Origin of the sequence: Shewanella psychromarinicola (assembly GCF_003855155.1) — a bacterium.
Lineage (GTDB): Bacteria > Pseudomonadota > Gammaproteobacteria > Enterobacterales > Shewanellaceae > Shewanella > Shewanella psychromarinicola.
On record NZ_CP034073.1, the window covers coordinates 1,113,726 to 1,132,330 of the forward strand.

The window sequence follows — 18,605 nt, forward strand, 5'->3', positions numbered from 1 at the left end:
AGGCCTTTTTCGTAAGTTTGCGGGCGAATATTACGGCTGCAATAAGATAAAGGACGAGAAGCATGGGAGCCGACGGGACTATTAGCACAAGACTATTAGCACAAGACTATTAACACGAGATTGTTTTGCGCAGATTGAGTTGAGAGTGACCCCATGTAACGTCTACCGCGTTGTGTTTTTAGGGAGTCTACAATCCCCATGTATGGGGTGAATGATCGCTCTATGACTGGTATTTCACCAAATTTCAGATACAAAAAAGCCTCGTCATATGACGAGGCTTAGATGTAATTGGCGGAGTGGACGGGACTCGAACCCGCGACCCCCGGCGTGACAGGCCGGTATTCTAACCAACTGAACTACCACTCCTTTAGCAAATTGCTTACGCACGATGCTAAATGCTTTTTAAGTCGCTAGTGTGTCAGCACAAGGAGACTTGCTTTTTCAAGCTACTCTTTCGAGTAAATTAGGCGCCTGGAAATGACCTACTCTCGCATGGGGAGACCCCAAACTACCATCGGCGCGATTGCGTTTCACTTCTGAGTTCGGAATGGGATCAGGTGGTGCCACAATGCTATGGTTTCCAGACAAATTTGCATATCTACCGCCTTTAAGGCCGTAAATAATAATTCGGAAAGCTGATTTTTTTGAGTCTGCAAAACACTGTTTAAGCGCTCTATTCTAACACTAAGGTCAGTAAAACCCATCTGGGTTGTATGGTTAAGCCTCACGGGTCATTAGTACAAGTTAGCTCAACGCCTCACAACGCTTACACACCTTGCCTATCAACGTAGTAGTCTCCTACGGCCCTTTAGAGAGCTTAAAGCTCTAGGGATGACTCATCTTAGGGCTCGCTTCCCGCTTAGATGCTTTCAGCGGTTATCGATCCCGAACGTAGCTACCGGGCAATGCCATTGGCATGACAACCCGAACACCAGCGGTTCGTCCACTCCGGTCCTCTCGTACTAGGAGCAGCTCCCTTCAATCATCCAACGCCCACGGCAGATAGGGACCGAACTGTCTCACGACGTTCTGAACCCAGCTCGCGTACCACTTTAAATGGCGAACAGCCATACCCTTGGGACCGACTTCAGCCCCAGGATGTGATGAGCCGACATCGAGGTGCCAAACACCGCCGTCGATATGAACTCTTGGGCGGTATCAGCCTGTTATCCCCGGAGTACCTTTTATCCGTTGAGCGATGGCCCTTCCATTCAGAACCACCGGATCACTATGACCTACTTTCGTACCTGCTCGACGTGTATGTCTCGCAGTTAAGCTGGCTTATGCCATTGCACTAACCGTACGATGTCCGACCGTACTTAGCCAACCTTCGTGCTCCTCCGTTACTCTTTGGGAGGAGACCGCCCCAGTCAAACTACCCACCAGGCACTGTCCCGAACCCCGATTAGGGGCCGCGGTTAGAACATCAAAACTACAAGGGTGGTATTTCAAGATTGACTCCACTCAGACTAGCGTCCAAGCTTCAAAGTCTCCCACCTATCCTACACATGTAGGTTCAATGTTCAGTGCCAAGCTATAGTAAAGGTTCACGGGGTCTTTCCGTCTAGCCGCGGGTATACGGCATCTTCACCGCAATTTCAACTTCACTGAGTCTCGGCTGGAGACAGCGTGGCCATCATTACGCCATTCGTGCAGGTCGGAACTTACCCGACAAGGAATTTCGCTACCTTAGGACCGTTATAGTTACGGCCGCCGTTTACCGGGGCTTCGATCATGAGCTTCTCCGAAGATAACCCAATCAATTAACCTTCCGGCACCGGGCAGGCGTCATACCGTATACGTCATCTTGCGATTTTGCACAGTACTGTGTTTTTGATAAACAGTTGCAGCCACCTGGTATCTGCGACTGCCAACAGCTTAAGGAGCAAGTCCTATCACCGTCGGCAGCGTACCTTCTCCCGAAGTTACGGTACCATTTTGCCTAGTTCCTTCAGCCGAGTTCTCTCAAGCGCCTTGGTATTCTCTACCCGACCACCTGTGTCGGTTTGGGGTACGATCCCCACTAACCTGAAGCTTAGAAGATTTTCCTGGAAGTATGGCATCAACTACTTCATCACCTTAGTGACTCGTCATCAGTCCTCAGTCTTGCAATTAAATGCGTATTCCCGGATTTGCCTAAGAATACAACCTACCACCTTAAACGCGGACTACCAACGCCGCGCTAGCCTAGCCTTCTCCGTCTCTCCATCGCAGTTAGTGAAGGTACAGAAATATTAATCTGTTTCCCATCGATTACGCCTTTCGGCCTCACCTTAGGGGTCGACTCACCCTGCCCCGATTAACGTTGGACAGGAACCCTTGGTCTTTCGGCGAGGGAGTTTTTCACTCCCTTTATCGTTACTCATGTCAGCATTCGCACTTCTGATACGTCCAGTGTGGGTTACCCCTTCACCTTCAACCGCTTACAGAACGCTCCTCTACCGCGCACTTCTAATGAAATGCACCCGTAGCTTCGGTGGTATGTTTAGCCCCGTTAAATCTTCCGCGCAGGCCGACTCGACTAGTGAGCTATTACGCTTTCTTTAAATGATGGCTGCTTCTAAGCCAACATCCTAGCTGTCTGAGCCTTCCCACATCGTTTCCCACTTAACATACACTTTGGGACCTTAGCTGACGGTCTGGGTTGTTTCCCTTTTGACAACGGACGTTAGCACCCGCTGTCTGTCTCCCGAGTAGTACTCATTGGTATTCGGAGTTTGCAAAGGGTTGGTAAGTCGGGATGACCCCCTAGCCTTAACAGTGCTCTACCCCCAATGGTATTCGCTCGAGGCGCTACCTAAATAGCTTTCGAGGAGAACCAGATATCTCCGAGTTTGATTGGCCTTTCACCCCCAGCCACAAGTCATCCGCTCATTTTTCAACATAAGTCGGTTCGGTCCTCCAGTTGATGTTACTCAACCTTCAACCTGCCCATGGCTAGATCACTCGGTTTCGGGTCTACACCTTGCAACTAAACGCGCAGTTAACACTCGGTTTCCCTACGGCTCCGCTATTCGCTTAACCTCGCTACAAAATGTAAGTCGCTGACCCATTATACAAAAGGTACGCAGTCACGGTCTCAAGAACCGCTCCCACTGCTTGTACGTACACGGTTTCAGGTTCTATTTCACTCCCCTCACAGGGGTTCTTTTCGCCTTTCCCTCACGGTACTGGTTCACTATCGGTCAGTCAGGAGTATTTAGCCTTGGAGGATGGTCCCCCCATATTCAAACAGGATGTCACGTGTCCCGCCTTACTCGTTTTCATCTACGGTTAGTTTTCATGTACGGGGCTATCACCCTGTGCCGCTGTGCTTTCCAACACATTCCACTAACACCCCATAGACTTAAGGGCTAATCCCCGTTCGCTCGCCGCTACTAGGGGAATCTCGGTTGATTTCTTTTCCTCTGGGTACTTAGATGTTTCAGTTCCCCAGGTTCGCCTCATAACGCTATGTATTCACGTTATGATGACCACTTATGTGGCCGGGTTTCCCCATTCGGATATCGTTAGCTCAAATGCTTATTACTAGCTCGCCAACGCTTTTCGCAAGTTATTACGTCCTTCATCGCCTCTGACTGCCAAGGCATCCACCGTATACGCTTGGTCACTTAACCATACAACCCAAATGAGTTTCACTTGCGTGAACCTCTGAGTCATATCATGACCAGCTGGTTTTTACTTGTCTCACCTCCGGGTAGGAAGTGGACTCGCCTTAGTTTTTTAGAATATTCAAGACACTTAAACAGTGTGTTGAGAACTCAAGATACTAATGCTTTCGCATCAGTATTATTTTTCGCACTAACGTAATCACACAAACGACAACGAATCATCATCTATGCGCCTTTAGTTAGTACTATCAGCTTTCCAAATTGTTAAAGAACAATGCTAACCGGCTGGCGGCGCATTTCACTCTACTTCCGAAGAAGTTAACAAGTAATCTGTGTGAACACTCACATGCATCGCTGCACTTTTAGGTATTGAGTTAGTCGTATAGGTAAGGAGGTGATCCAGCCCCAGGTTCCCCTAGGGCTACCTTGTTACGACTTCACCCCAGTCATGAACCACAAAGTGGTGAGCGTTCTCCCGAAGGTTAAACTACCCACTTCTTTTGCAGCCCACTCCCATGGTGTGACGGGCGGTGTGTACAAGGCCCGGGAACGTATTCACCGTGGCATTCTGATCCACGATTACTAGCGATTCCGACTTCACGGAGTCGAGTTGCAGACTCCGATCCGGACTACGACAAGCTTTGTGAGATTAGCTCCACCTCGCGGCTTTGCAACCCTCTGTACTTGCCATTGTAGCACGTGTGTAGCCCTACTCGTAAGGGCCATGATGACTTGACGTCGTCCCCACCTTCCTCCGGTTTATCACCGGCAGTCTCCCTAGAGTTCCCGCCATTACGCGCTGGCAAATAAGGATAGGGGTTGCGCTCGTTGCGGGACTTAACCCAACATTTCACAACACGAGCTGACGACAGCCATGCAGCACCTGTCTCACAGTTCCCGAAGGCACAAGTCCATCTCTGGTCTCTTCTGTGGATGTCAAGAGTAGGTAAGGTTCTTCGCGTTGCATCGAATTAAACCACATGCTCCACCGCTTGTGCGGGCCCCCGTCAATTCATTTGAGTTTTAACCTTGCGGCCGTACTCCCCAGGCGGTCTACTTAATGCGTTAGCTTGGGAGCCCAGTGACTAAGTCACCAAACTCCGAGTAGACATCGTTTACGGCGTGGACTACCAGGGTATCTAATCCTGTTTGCTCCCCACGCTTTCGTGCATGAGCGTCAGTCTTTGTCCAGGGGGCCGCCTTCGCCACCGGTATTCCTCCAGATATCTACGCATTTCACCGCTACACCTGGAATTCTACCCCCCTCTACAAGACTCTAGTTCGCCAGTTCCAAATGCAATTCCCAGGTTGAGCCCGGGGATTTCACATCTGGCTTAACAAACCGCCTGCGCACGCTTTACGCCCAGTAATTCCGATTAACGCTCGGACCCTCCGTATTACCGCGGCTGCTGGCACGGAGTTAGCCGGTCCTTCTTCTGTAGGTAACGTCACAGTAACGGGCTATTAACACGCTACCTTTCCTCCCTACTGAAAGTGCTTTACAACCCGAAGGCCTTCTTCACACACGCGGCATGGCTGCATCAGGGTTTCCCCCATTGTGCAATATTCCCCACTGCTGCCTCCCGTAGGAGTCTGGGCCGTGTCTCAGTCCCAGTGTGGCTGATCATCCTCTCAGAACAGCTAGGGATCGTCGCCTTGGTGAGCCATTACCTCACCAACTAGCTAATCCCACCTAGGTTCATCCTGTCGCGGAAGGCCCGAAGGTCCCCTCCTTTCCCCCGTAGGGCGTATGCGGTATTAGCAGTCGTTTCCAACTGTTATCCCCCTCGACTGGGCAGATCCCTAGGCATTACTCACCCGTCCGCCGCTCGTCACCTCAGAAGCAAGCTCCCTTGTGTTACCGCTCGACTTGCATGTGTTAGGCCTGCCGCCAGCGTTCAATCTGAGCCATGATCAAACTCTTCAATTAAAGTTTTTTAAAAACCCCATTCTTACAAGTAAGAACGACGCTTTCGGCTCAATGAATTCTGATTTCATTAATTAGACTCGGAAGAATCTAAATAATGTTTGTACATATTACTATGAACATTCATCGTTGCATTGAGTTGAAATTTTTTGATTGCCAACATTCCGAAGAACAGAAGACAATTTCGAATAACTCAATACCTGTGAATGTCCACACAGATTTCTTGTTTAGATTGTTAAAGAACGTTGCTAACATGAACATCTTTCGATTTTTCATTCAGCGGCCGTTGACGCTAGGTCGTTGGCTTGGGGTGCGTATTTTACGCATTTCCCGTTTCGCGTCAAGTGTTTTTTCAAACTTTCTTTTCGCTGTTGTAAGCTTCAATTTGAACCTTACAACCTGTCCGCGACGTTTGCCGTGTCAGTGGTTGCGCATTATAGGGAGCTTAAGATTTTGTGCAAGTATTAAAAGGCTAAATATTGCAAAAACATGACCAAGAGGTGCTTTTTCAATCGAAACGAACAAAAAAGGGACTACCCGTCCCTTTTTTGGCTATTTTACTGGGTTCTAATCCCCGAAAAATCGTGTTTCCTGTTTTATTTCTATTGGATTACCATCTATTTGCGCCGTAATTTTAATATAGATTTTAGTGATCCTTCTCTTCAGCTCAATGGGATCAACAGCAATACTAATTGGTAAGGTTATAACTTCACCAGATCCTATTGATACGTGCTGCGACCCAATCCATTTAGCGTTAGGCAAGCCTTCGACACTTAACTCATATTCTTGCGGTTGCTCTGTCTTATTGAGAATTTTAATCGTAAAGGTATTCTCTGTGTTGCCTCGGTTATTTTCTCGATAAAGTGAGTTTCTATCTCTAATGACATCCATGCGAACTGGAGCAATGGTTGCGCTGGCATAGATGAAGATTAATATCATCGAAGTGAGTACCACTCCGTAGCCAACCAACTTAGGTCGCAATACCTTTTCTTGCACACCATCAAGTTTATTTTCTGTTGTGTAACGAATGAGACCTTTATCGTATCCCATACGCTCCATGGTGTTATCACATGCATCAATACAGGCACCACAGTTAATGCATTCGTATTGCAGACCATTACGAATATCAATCCCTGTTGGGCACACTTGAACACATAAGTCACAATCAATGCAGTCGCCTAAACCCATTTCTTTTGGATCTTGTTTACGAGTACGTGGACCGCGAGTTTCTCCGCGCTTAGTGTCATAACCCACTATATAAGTGTTCTTGTCAAACATAGCGGCTTGGAAGCGGGCATACGGACACATGTGAATACACATGATCTCTCGCATCCATCCTGCATTACCGTAAGTCGCAATAGTAAAGAAGACCACCCAAAAATATATCCCACCACCGGCATTAAGCGTAAAGAAGTCTATATAGAGTTCGCGACTTGGAACAAAGTAGGATACAAATGTCGTGGCCGTTAATAGTGAGACCAATAGCCAGGAGGTATGTTTAGCGGTTTTACGCCATAGTTTATTAATACTCCATGGCATTTGATCAAGCTTGATTCGTTTATTACGCGCACCTTCAAACTTTTCTTCGAACCAAATAAAGATGAAAGTCCACACGGTCTGTGGACAGGTATAGCCACACCACACCCTGCCAAGGTAAGTGGTGACAAAAAATAATCCAAATGCGGCTATCATAAAGAGTGCAGCAAGCAAGGTAAGATCTTGTGGCCATATCGTTAAGCCAAAGACGTGAAATTTTTGCTCGGCAAGATGAAACCACACGGCTTGACGATCTCCCCAGGGTAACCAAGGAAGGAGTAAGAAGAATAATATGGCAATCCACCCCATATAACGTCGTAACGTTGTCCATAAGCCATCGACAGCTCTTACGTAAATACGGTTGCGCGGATTGAAACGGTCTGCTTTACTAGCATCAGGTTGATGAATTTTAATACGCTGCTGTTTAGAAAAGTCCTTGGAGTTAGATTCTGTCGTCATTTTACAGCCTTACTGCTTTAATATTGAACGGTAACTAGCTTATTATATAGGTAATAACACATAATTGGATAAAAAGATGAGAGGCTGGATAGGATTAGCAATAATCGCGGGGGTTATTTATTATTTCGCGACAGAAACAGACAAACTAGATAAGCCAATTAACGATATTAACACTATGTTTACTAAGGCAGATAAAAAGCTTGATTCGATGACTGGCACAAAAATAATTAAAATCGATAAACATCTACCACAACTTAAAACAGAAATTTATGAGCGATTATCAACAATTGAAATCCGTGAATTAGATGGTGTATTTACCAGTAACGAAGCGATAGCCGAGTTTAAAGATCAATACTGCCACAGTAGTGCTCGCCACCCGGTTTTTACTAAAGAAAATCTGCAATTTATTTGCGATAAAATCTGAGTAAGTTAACGGTTTTATCGACACGAATTGACCTAGATATCAAACAAGCCTAGCCTTTATGTAACATTTGCAATAGGGGCTAGGTTTTATATGACGCAACAATCACAAACTAATTCAGTATCTGACATTTTTGACCCTACTTTATGGGATGTTGTTAACGGATTCAATTTTGAAGACATCACATATCATCGCGCTAAATCCCAAGGTACAGTGCGTATCGCCATTAATCGCCCTGATTGTCTTAACTCATTCCGTCCCAAAACAGTAGATGAGCTTTATATAGCGTTAGACCACGCGAGGCAATGGTCTGATGTGGGCTGTGTACTCATAACAGGTAATGGGCCGTCTGCAAAAGGTCAGTATTCATTCTGTGCAGGTGGCGATCAACGTATTCGAGGGAAAGACGGCTATAAATATGAAGGAGCTGAAGAAGGTAAACCTGATGTCGCTCGTATGGGGCGCCTGCATATCTTAGAAGTGCAGCGTTTAATTCGTTTTATGCCAAAAGTGGTGATTGCCGTAGTGCCTGGCTGGGCTGTTGGCGGTGGACATAGTTTGCATGTGGTTTGTGATTTAACTTTAGCATCTAAAGAACATGCCATCTTTAAACAAACCGATCCTGATGTAGGCAGTTTTGACTCAGGATATGGTAGTGCTTATTTAGCCAAGATGATTGGCCAGAAACGTGCTCGTGAAATATTCTTCCTTGGGTTTAATTACTCTGCTGAAGAGGCGTTTAATATGGGCATGGTCAACCGTGCCATTCCACATGCAGAACTCGAAACTGAAGCCTTAGTTTGGGCTAAAGAAATTAACTCTAAATCCCCTACGGCAATGCGCATGCTGAAGTATGGCTTTAATATGGCTGATGATGGTTTAGTGGGCCAACAACTGTTTGCTGGTGAAGCAACACGCTTAGCCTATGCCAGCGAAGAAGCCCAAGAAGGCCGTGATGCCTTTTTAGAAAAGCGCGACCAAGACTTTTCACGTTTTCCTTGGCATTACTAGGGGCTGTTGATCTTTGTTTGAATTTTGTGCGAAGAAGGTAATCTCGTATAATTCACTTCGCCAAAAACAAATACAACGAGATTACCATGCCCCGATTAATGCTCACTGATGAGATGTGGTCGAAGCTAAAAGCTATTCTGCTTGATGATAGAGTTTATAACAAGCAAGAGCATCGATTTACGATGGAAGGTATCCTTTACCGATTGCGTGTTGGCTGCCCTTGGCGAGATTTACCTGAATATTTTGGCTTATGGAATACCATTTACCGTCGATTTTTACTGTGGTCAAGAAAAGGTATTTTACTTAGGCTGTTCAAAACATTATCGACTAATAGTGATACTGAATGGGAATTTATTGATGGAAGTTATGTAAAAGCCCATCAACACAGTTCAGGTGCATCATCTGATGAAAATCAAGCAATTGGGTTAAGTCGTGGTGGTAATACAAGCAAAATCCATCTCGCGGTAGATAGCTATGGTTTACCGATAGAATTCATTGTTACAGGTGGAGAAGTTCATGATAGCAAAGCAGCTAATGCCCTTATTGAACTATTGCCACAAAGTCATTTTATTATTGCAGACAAAGGCTACGACAGTGAAGCGATTAGAGATAAAGTGCGTGAATGTGGTTCAAAGCCAGTGATCCCTAGAAGACAAAATTCGAAGCAAGGAAATGGCGATATCGATTGGTGTTTATACAAATATCGGCATTTAGTTGAAAATGCTTTTGCTCGGCTCAAGCATTTTAGAGCGATAGCTACCCGCTATGATAAATTGAAAATTAATTTTGAAAGCCTGCTGGCTCTAGCTTGCTCTATAATTTGGCTGCCAATGTGAAAGATCAACAGCCCCTAACCTCAATAGATGAGGTTATGATCTGACTTAATGTTATTAGCTAGTATAAAGGCCCTTGTTAAGGGCCTTTATTTTTTTGGTATTAGAAAGTATAAACCTAATCGAAATTTTCATTTGCAACAATCGAATCACCCCTCTTTTATATGATAATGATAACTGTTATCATTTAAATAAATCAAACGGGGGATCCATCATGAAAAAGACCATCAGCTTTGCAATTTTACACTTCTGTGTTGCGTTTACGATTACTTACTTATTAACGGGTAGCATTATTATCGGTGGCACCATTGCCCTGCTTGAGCCTGCAGTCAACACGGTTGTGTTTTACTTTCATGAAAAGGTGTGGAAAAACATTGAGGCAAAGCAGGTGCAACAAGCTGAGATAGTGGCACAACACGCAAGTATTTAGGTAACCCGAATATGGTTAAGACTAACATTACGGCGAGAGGTTTAACGTACTCAAGTAAAAGTTGTCTCAGGTTAATGTCGCGATATCACGAGTATGTTGAAGACAAGCAAGAGCTTGCTTTTCTCACCAGCACTGACTTTCAAACACCCTCTATTAAAGTGCAACACTTCACGGCAATCTGCAGCGTGGTTTCAGTTGATGACACCCCAACAGCCACTCATGTTTCAACCGACCAAGTACTAGCCTAGACATAAATTAAAACTCATCTGTTTTATTAACGGAACTAGACCCAGTAAATAAATGGCGACCCAAATATAACAACGCTCAATCAACCTCAGCCACATTGCTCAACACCGTAACTTGAAAGCGAAACGGTCTGATGAATACATCGTTAAATGAGCAATCTAGCCACCTGAGTTAACGGCTTCATTAATGTATCCCACCTAGAAATAAATGATGTCGACGACGCCATTGCCAGCATTAACCAAACCGTTGCCTAACAGAATAATACCACCGAAAATCATTAGCCTCTGCTAACGAACTTCAAAGCACAATAGTAAATTTAGTGGATGTTATGTCGCAACTTGAGCTGCTAATGGAGCAAATGTAGAGCACTTTTAACGTGCCTCAGACTCAGCCCAACAAAGTACTAGAAGTATGCCCGACGGCTAAAAGGAAGTTGAACAGACTGCCGGCAGCATTTGCATATTGGCCAAGGACATTAAAACCACAGCCAGCATATTACTCACACGGGAAATTTCAGGTAAACAATTGGCTAACCTAGTAAAACTATTGCTCCACAAACCCGTTTCTTGTCATTGAAAACCGCAACTCGAGCAGGCGAAAGAAACCGTCAATCAACAGTAAGCCGTGCTAACGAGCACAAGCCTCACAACAATAAGCTCATATAGTTAAGCTTAGAATGCAAGATTTTAGACCGTTAGGCGAAACTGTTTCTGCTGGTAATTATCAAATTAGTGAAGCAGGTATAGAGCTAAGCTCTGTTGCAGGCAAGCAAACCAATATAGCTGAGTATTTTTGAGGCTTTGTGAGCATTAATGAGTAACAGTTAACACAAATAAAGTTATTACCTGGGCGGTTTTTGTTTATACCAAATCCAAAATCCACTTAATGACACTAACAATAATGCTAGCGCAAACAAATCCCATAACCACACAGTTAACGCCCCAAATAAGCGACCACTATGCAGGTCTAGCATTACGCGTTGCCAATTTAAATGCGCACTACGGGCATGTTGAATAAACTCAGCATCAACTCGTGGATTAGGTATCAACCAAGTGATAGCCTTGATAGGCTCCATGAGTTGCCAATCGATTAACTGCTCATCGGCTTGATAAACACCAGCTTTAGTATTTAACCATACTCGACTGTTCACCACAGCAAGCGCTAATAAGTCAGTCGGTAAACCCATGCTGCTATTTTGCGTTTCTTGTAAATGGCCTGCTGTATCGAATAAATACAACTGTTGCTCATCTATTGCCACCAGCATATTGTCAGTATAACTGGCACTCATTAAGGTTTGTGATCCTTCAAAAATAACCCGTTTACCCTGCCACAATAAATTATCGGTAATATACAGCGCAGGCAAATTGGAGGTATCTAATGCAGAAAACTGAGCAACATGTGCAGGAGCAGGAATACCATAATAATCAAGTAACCACGACTGAGTAACTGGCGTTTGAGCTAAACCAATATCGTCACTGTGATTTATCGCCACACCGGTAAGCACTAACAGCAAGATGAACAGCGCACTTACTAATCCTAAACGGCGATGCCAAGGACGAAGAATGCGCATAAATTTAAGCCTAACACTGTTTTGTCGAGATGCTTTATTCACACTAACCTGCTTGAAATTATCCGGTTGAATTGAAACGTGGTTTATTGCACCACATGGGCATGAAGTAATAATGCAATGCGCGATAACTTAGTTAATGCTCTTACCGATAATGTTGCACCAGTAATCCCGTCTATATGTTTATCCAGCTGATGTTGGTCGTCTAACTTGGCCGACTTAAATTGGTCGGTAAAAAAATCATGACGAACTTCATCACCACGACTTTCGCGATAAATTAACACTTTAGTTCGCGCAATATAATGGGCTTTTATATGCACAGCCACCGTAATAGGCGACTCTTTACCAATCTCATCCATAATCCATACGGTTTCATCATTATGTTGCCAGTAACGCACACGCATTTTATTAAAACGATGGGCTAAAATAACTTCTACCGCTTGTTTGAGATCATCATCTAACCACAATACTTTGGCTTCACCACCACTGCCATTAAATGCTTGGCTAATAAAGGCTTCATTTGACTGATATTGTGAGGCTGCAATCGCATTAAATGCCGAAAAATAAACAGCTAACCCCATCATAATTAACATCAAATATGATCTTAACCTTGTCTGCATATCAGCCCTTAATCTATAATAAAAACACGGGTGCCGACAATATACACTGTTGGCACCCATTGACCGATAATCTGTTATATCGGTTTATCTTATCTCTGAATACTCAACGATTAAAACTGGTAACCAACACCTAGGTTGAAACCATCTGAATCAGCAGCGCCGCCAATTTTTTCGTAGTCAGCTTTAAACACCACGTTTTCGTGTAACCAGTAGTTCACACCCACACTAGTTTGTTTGTTCTTAGTGTCAGCGCTATCACCGGCATTGTTGTCCCACTCGTTGTAACGGGCAAACACACCAAACTGTTCATTGATTCGGTAAGCAGGCTCAATATAGAAACCATTTTGCTTGTCACGACCTAACGCTTCAGCTTCTTTACCATCAATATTCCACTGGGCGTATAGCGCTTTAACCGTGAAGTTTTCAATGCTGTAAATCGCATGCGCAGTAAGCAATGTTGCTGAGGCAGAATCAACATCAGCTGTACCTTGCGTTAAGTCAGACTGATATTGAACCGTCGCCGCTAGCTCTAAACCTGGAACCGCAGTATATTTTACTCGGCCGGTATAGGCTAAATCTTCACCTTTCGCTTTAGATACTTTTTGACGACCATTACGGATTTTATAACCAGAGCTTTGGTCTAAATACAAACCAGACGTCACGGCGGTGTCAAAGGCTACACCAGGAGCGGCTTTAATATTAAGGTTTAAACCACCTTCCCACCATGTCGCAGGAATAATGTCTTTTTCTACCGGGTTACGCTCAACACCGTAGAATACTGTAGGTTCGTGAGTTTCGTTGATAATACCGACAGGCATTAAGAATAGACCGGCTTTACCGGTAAACATTTCATTAAAGTCATGCTCGATATACGCTTGCTCTAACTCAACCTCACCATTTTGACTCTCACCGGCAATTGAATGTTCAACTTCTAGCTCAGAGAAAAAACGGGTTGTGCTATTAAACTCGTGACCTACAAACAATACAAAGCGGTGGAAATCGAATTCTTTCTTGTCGGTGCCAGTTTGGTTATTAGAAATATTGTTATAGTGTAATTCACCATAACCACCAATAGTGGTTGCCGACTTGCTTGATGCGGTCGCTTCTACTACATCAGCCGTGGTCTCTACACGCATTTCTGTTTGCTCAAGACGTTTTTCAAGATCTTGCAGCACTTTTTGCTGCTGCTCAATAATTTGGCGTAATTCGGTTGTTTCGTCAGAAGCGATAGCTTGATTGCTAGCAAAAAGCCCGATTAATGTTGCCGCAATTAACGTTTTTTTCATTTTTTCATCCTGATTTAGTCAATGTGAGTAACTATAATGTTATATAAAGCTCTGTAATTTCCATGGAACTTAACATATCGGATATACTAATGTAAACAATTATCATTAAGATTGTGATGCGTATGTCGCACATTTAACAATGGATAGTGCTTTATTATCAGAGCTGATAATTGATATAAAAGGGGTTATTAAGGTGAAAGTGAGCATGCTAATATCAACCAGTAACGGGTGAAAACCTGTTTTATTCGCAGCGATTAATAGCTATGTAGGCCTTATATACTCAAGTGAATTCAAACTGCAGTTTTTAATTTCTGAAAGTTATCATTAATTGTATCACCGAGTGTATCGGCAATATCGGGGAGGGTGATGCTAAAAAAGTCAGTAATTTTTCGTCGGAATTCTTTTGTCGTTGCGAAGTATTGCCCATTCCTCGCATGCTTATTCATTACCTTCCACAATCGTTCTATTGGGTTTAAATTTGGACTATAAGGTGGCAGGTAATGCAATGTTATATTCAGATGTTCAGCCTCTTTAACCACTAAGGCATTTCGATGGTATCCAGCGCCATCAAGCACCAAATGGATAACACCACTTGTTGAGTAACGCGCTCTAATTTGGTTTAAAAAATCGATGATGGATGCACCGTTAACCGTTTTGCTATATTGCTCAATGACCGCTTCTGTTAAGTGACCAAGTCGGATTGCACCAACCACGTTAATACGGGTTCGGCTTCCCGTCGTTTCTATCGGTTTATCAACGCCTTTTTTTATCCAGCCAGCGGTGATTTTTGTGGCTTGGGTCGGATGAACCGCATCCATAAATAATAACGGTTCATCAGGGGTTAACGAGGATTTTAGTTGCTCATAATATTCAATGAAAGCCGTTTGTTTGTCTTCATCAAATTTGTGAGGAACCCCTTTAGGGTTTTTATAGCTGAACTGATGTTTATGCAGCCATTTATTGAGGCCTGACACTGTGTACTTAATCTGAAATTGTTCTGAGATATAAGCGACTATTTGATGGCTATGCAAGTAGGTCACCTCACACAGGTGTGCAATCAATAGTTCAGTTTGCTCTTGACTCAGATAGCTTAAAGAGCCGCCACTATTACACGTGAGTTTTTGGTCGTGAGCATAGGCATCAATGTATCGAACTACGGTCGTTTCGTGAATACGTAACGCTTGGGCAATCATTGGCGTTGGCCAATTTTCATCGCGTAGTAAAATGGCTTTAATGCGATCACACTCACGCCTATCACTCGAGCTTTTATGTCGAGTTTCCAATGCTACTTTTTGTTCTGGCGAGAGTGTAATTTGTTTCATGGGGCTATGATGATCCCATTTGGGACAAAATCAAGCATTTTCAATGATCACGGGTATATTTGTATTGAGTATTCTCCACATTGAGACCCAAAGCGCACAAAAAACACAATATAATGATGCCTTTGACTAAGGGCTTAACCTAATAGAGCCCAAACCAATTAAATATATTTGCCTTTCTAGCAAAGTGCTATAATCTAACTAACACCTCTTCGTTTTGTCATTTATTTGTCCTCGATATCTGGCTGAACACTCAATTTTTAAGACGGCCCAATGACTGCCCTTCGTTTAAGCTACCAAACTGTTGAGTTTGGTGAAATCGATGTTCACTTGTGTACCTTACGTAATAATCAAGAATTTGATGACCCTACCGGTATTGCTGAAAAACTCGGTATATCCTCGGCGAATTGGCCAATTTTTGGCATTGTTTGGCCATCAAGCTTAGTGCTGGCTAATTATATGTTGGATTACAAAACAGAAGGCAAAAGAATTCTAGAAATAGGCTGTGGAATGGCGCTCTCAAGCTTACTACTTAACGCAAAAAACGCCGATATTACTGCAACCGACTACCACCCAGAAGTTGAACAGTTCCTTAATAGAAATACCCAATTAAATAATGGTAAAAGCATTGCTTTTGAGCGCGTAGACTGGGCTAACGACACCAGTAAATTGGGGCTTTTTGACGTCATCATCGGCAGCGATTTGCTCTATGAAGATCAACATGTGCAGTTATTAGCTTATTTTATTAAAAACCATGCCAGCGCCAAATGTGACGTCATCATTGTCGACCCCGGTCGCGGTCGAAAAAATAAGCTCACTGTAAAATTAGCCGAATTCGGGTTTATCAGCAGCCATTTCAAACCGATACACACCGACTATCTAGCACTGCCATTTAAAGGCTATATTCTGGTTTTTTCTCGTAATAATGTTATCGCGTAACCACGACGTAAAAGCCTACATGTGATTATTGTCGATGTAAAAAAGAGCGCGTTCATCTTAAATTCAATACTCACTAACCGGAGCGAGGCATAACAAGCACACCTAAGTAACTATTTTTTAGCACTTTTGTAGCACGATCTGTATGGTATTACTTGCCATTGACTCGTTTGAACACGTCAATGAACCTTGTTATCAGCAAAAGCGTAAGGACACATTTAACATCATTTTTGGGCTAAAGCCTGTTATTCACAACTTGGTGAAGCCTTACACTTTACGCCGAGGTAGCTATCTGAGATTTATCATATTGTCTCAAGTGACCACGTTCACTACACTTGCTTCATTTTGATGCTTCACTCACATCTGCGCGACCATCACGGGTCAATTTGATGGAACAACAGCCACCAGCAACTGCTGCCACTATTTTACCCATCCACAAAATGCCGTTGATACCTTGTTACGGTAACGATAAACGCCCATTGAACGATCAAAATCTAAGTAACGAATACAACACTCAGCCAGCATTTTATTATTTGTCAGGTTTTTAGGCTCAAAAAAGGCTATGATCTCCCTTCGTCGCCCCCAGAGCCTTTTGACATTGATAATAGTGTGATGTCATCCATGCCTCTAATGAGTCGTTATAGAGGTTTTTACTCAGCCTTTATCAGGTGCGCCGTGAATCTTTTTACCCCTTTTATAATTTAAATTAGGCAGTACCATGGCTATCAGAATTAAACTTAAACCTGGCCGCGAACGTTCATTAGAGCGACGCCACCCGTGGATATTTTCCAACGGTATTCACAACATCAATGGTGGAAAACCTGCAGCAGGTGACACGGTTGAAGTCGTGGCGCACGACGGGCATTGGCTCGGACGCGGAGCCTGGTCGCCAGAATCTCAAATCCAAGTGCGGATATGGACCTTCAACAAAGAAGAAATCATCGATGCCGATTTCTTCGCCAGACGCATAAAAAGAGCACAAGCAGGCCGAGATGATCTGATCCGCGAACAAGGCCTAACAGGCTATCGCTTAATCGCCGCAGAATCGGACGGTTTGCCCGGTATCACCGTAGATCGTTATGCCAATGTATTGGTGTGCCAACTGTTAAATACCGGTGCCGAAAAATGGCGTGACACTATAGTAGAGCAACTCGTTATTCAATATCCAGATTGCACTGTCTATGAGCGTTCAGATGTCGACTCGAGAAAGAAAGAAGGCCTCATTCCGGTGGTAGGGTTACTACACGGTGAATTACCCCCCATGCCTGTCATCATCGAAGAAAATGGTATCAAGATTGCCGTCGATGTGGTTAAAGGCCACAAAACAGGCTTCTATTTGGATCAACGTGACAACCGCGCCATCGCCGCCCGTTTCGTTAAAGGTAAGTCTGTACTTAACTGCTTCTGTTACACCGGCACTTTTGGCTTGTATGCCGCTAAAGCTGGTGCGGCGAGTATTGAAAACGTCGATGTCTCTACCCTAGCACTGCAAACCGCCCGCGATAATATGGCGATTAATAACCTTAATGATGACCATGTAAACTACCTCGAAGCCGACGTATTTAAGTTACTGCGACTGTATCGAGATGAAGGTAAAACCTTCGATGTTATCGTATTAGATCCGCCTAAGTTTGCCGACAATAAGTCACAACTCGATGGCGCGTGTCGCGGTTATAAAGACATCAATATGATTGCCATGCAATTACTTAATCCTGGTGGAATACTACTGACCTTCTCTTGTTCGGGCTTAATGCAGTCAGACTTGTTCCAAAAAGTCGTTGCCGATGCTGCATTAGATGCAAAACGTGAAGTACAGTTTATTGAGCGCATGCATCAAGCCAGCGATCATCCTATTAGTAGCGCATTCCCAGAAGGCTATTACCTTAAAGGGCTTGTTGCCAGAGTTTGGTAAATCAAGTGCCTGGTAAATCAATAAGCTATAGATAGCAAAAAGGGAACAAGATTTGTTCCCTTTTTGTTGGACTGCTTAGCGATGGTGTGATGTAGAAAGTGCCAAAAGCGAAAATTAACTCTTGGCACCATAGTCTCTTGCTCAGTTTTATGCTGGTACACCTGATTTAGGATTAATACCGTAATCATTTGCATCATGGCTATCTTGAGCTAGAAAAACAATTAGCACAATTAAACCAATAATTGGAATTAATAGTATTAATTGCCACCACCCAGAACGACCAGTATCATGCAGCCTTCTTGCTGCAATGCTGAGACTTGGGACTAGCAGTGCAAGACTCACTATCGCTGAAATGGTATCCAAACCAATTACAGCAAAAACAATATTGATAATCATATAAACAAGTATAAACATCCAATATTCTTTTCTTCGTGCTCGACCAGTGAAATCAGCATATTTTTTTAACGCGCCTATAAAATAATCCATTAGGG

The 18,605-nt window shown here is 43.8% G+C and carries 14 protein-coding genes, 1 tRNA gene and 3 rRNA genes; 8 read left to right on the plus strand and 10 right to left on the minus strand.

What is annotated here, in order from left to right:
* Positions 1–289: 289 nt before the first annotated feature.
* The 5 genes from EGC80_RS04730 to ccoG all read right to left on the minus strand — a co-directional run bounded on the left by EGC80_RS04730 (position 290) and on the right by ccoG (position 7,533).
* A tRNA-Asp gene (locus tag EGC80_RS04730) sits at positions 290–366 on the minus strand.
* A 103-nt stretch (positions 367–469) separates the two neighbouring features.
* Positions 470–585 (minus strand): 5S ribosomal RNA (gene rrf, locus EGC80_RS04735).
* Positions 586–713: 128 nt separating this feature from the next.
* Positions 714–3,617, minus strand: a 23S ribosomal RNA gene (locus EGC80_RS04740).
* A 381-nt stretch (positions 3,618–3,998) separates the two neighbouring features.
* Positions 3,999–5,541, minus strand: a 16S ribosomal RNA gene (locus tag EGC80_RS04745).
* The 16S, 23S and 5S rRNA genes sit together here with 1 tRNA gene alongside, the layout of an rRNA operon.
* A 564-nt stretch (positions 5,542–6,105) precedes the next feature.
* On the minus strand, positions 6,106–7,533 hold the full coding sequence (gene ccoG, locus EGC80_RS04750) for a cytochrome c oxidase accessory protein CcoG (protein ID WP_101033411.1): 1,428 nt from the start codon (positions 7,531–7,533) through the stop codon (positions 6,106–6,108).
* A 76-nt stretch (positions 7,534–7,609) separates the two neighbouring features.
* Here ccoG and EGC80_RS04755 point away from each other — a divergent pair, with 76 nt between their 5' ends.
* The 5 genes from EGC80_RS04755 to EGC80_RS22370 all read left to right on the plus strand — a co-directional run bounded on the left by EGC80_RS04755 (position 7,610) and on the right by EGC80_RS22370 (position 10,476).
* Entirely contained in the window at positions 7,610–7,957 is a 348-nt protein-coding gene (locus tag EGC80_RS04755) for a hypothetical protein (RefSeq protein ID WP_101033412.1), read from the plus strand.
* Positions 7,958–8,047: 90 nt separating this feature from the next.
* Positions 8,048–8,965: a 1,4-dihydroxy-2-naphthoyl-CoA synthase gene (locus EGC80_RS04760; protein WP_101033413.1), complete on the plus strand. Its 918-nt coding sequence runs from the start codon at positions 8,048–8,050 to the stop codon at positions 8,963–8,965.
* 86 nt (positions 8,966–9,051) lie between these two features.
* Positions 9,052–9,801: an IS5 family transposase gene (locus EGC80_RS04765; RefSeq protein ID WP_124011573.1), complete on the plus strand. Its 750-nt coding sequence runs from the start codon at positions 9,052–9,054 to the stop codon at positions 9,799–9,801.
* Between the two features lie 211 nt (positions 9,802–10,012).
* On the plus strand, positions 10,013–10,228 hold the full coding sequence (locus EGC80_RS04770) for a DUF2061 domain-containing protein (RefSeq protein WP_101033414.1): 216 nt from the start codon (positions 10,013–10,015) through the stop codon (positions 10,226–10,228).
* A gap of 74 nt (positions 10,229–10,302) precedes the next feature.
* On the plus strand, positions 10,303–10,476 hold the full coding sequence (locus EGC80_RS22370; protein WP_164839422.1) for a hypothetical protein: 174 nt from the start codon (positions 10,303–10,305) through the stop codon (positions 10,474–10,476).
* Between the two features lie 839 nt (positions 10,477–11,315).
* Here EGC80_RS22370 and EGC80_RS04775 read toward each other — a convergent pair.
* The 4 genes from EGC80_RS04775 to EGC80_RS04790 form a co-directional block, all read right to left on the minus strand.
* Entirely contained in the window at positions 11,316–12,086 is a 771-nt protein-coding gene (locus EGC80_RS04775; RefSeq protein WP_233768596.1) for a PepSY domain-containing protein, read from the minus strand.
* Between the two features lie 41 nt (positions 12,087–12,127).
* Positions 12,128–12,634, minus strand: coding sequence for an FMN-binding protein (locus EGC80_RS04780; protein WP_372491522.1), 507 nt, complete (start codon positions 12,632–12,634; stop codon positions 12,128–12,130).
* A 137-nt stretch (positions 12,635–12,771) separates the two neighbouring features.
* On the minus strand, positions 12,772–13,947 hold the full coding sequence (locus tag EGC80_RS04785; RefSeq protein ID WP_124012904.1) for a porin: 1,176 nt from the start codon (positions 13,945–13,947) through the stop codon (positions 12,772–12,774).
* A 290-nt stretch (positions 13,948–14,237) separates the two neighbouring features.
* The gene (locus EGC80_RS04790) at positions 14,238–15,269 is read right to left on the minus strand and encodes an IS630 family transposase (RefSeq protein ID WP_124012034.1); all 1,032 of its coding nucleotides are present in this window, start codon (positions 15,267–15,269) and stop codon (positions 14,238–14,240) included.
* 270 nt (positions 15,270–15,539) lie between these two features.
* Here EGC80_RS04790 and EGC80_RS04795 point away from each other — a divergent pair, with 270 nt between their 5' ends.
* From EGC80_RS04795 to EGC80_RS04800, 3 genes are all read left to right on the plus strand, one after another.
* The gene (locus EGC80_RS04795; protein ID WP_101033418.1) at positions 15,540–16,205 is read left to right on the plus strand and encodes a class I SAM-dependent methyltransferase; all 666 of its coding nucleotides are present in this window, start codon (positions 15,540–15,542) and stop codon (positions 16,203–16,205) included.
* 386 nt (positions 16,206–16,591) lie between these two features.
* On the plus strand, positions 16,592–16,750 hold the full coding sequence (locus EGC80_RS22375; protein WP_157822236.1) for a hypothetical protein: 159 nt from the start codon (positions 16,592–16,594) through the stop codon (positions 16,748–16,750).
* Positions 16,751–16,920: 170 nt separating this feature from the next.
* Complete coding sequence (locus EGC80_RS04800; protein WP_124012905.1) at positions 16,921–18,114, plus strand: class I SAM-dependent rRNA methyltransferase; 1,194 nt, start codon at positions 16,921–16,923, stop codon at positions 18,112–18,114.
* A gap of 147 nt (positions 18,115–18,261) precedes the next feature.
* On the opposite strand, the gene EGC80_RS04805 is transcribed toward EGC80_RS04800, so the two are convergent.
* Positions 18,262–18,600, minus strand: a complete 339-nt coding sequence (locus EGC80_RS04805; protein WP_124012906.1) for a DUF805 domain-containing protein — start codon at positions 18,598–18,600, stop codon at positions 18,262–18,264.
* Positions 18,601–18,605: the final 5 nt, after the last annotated feature.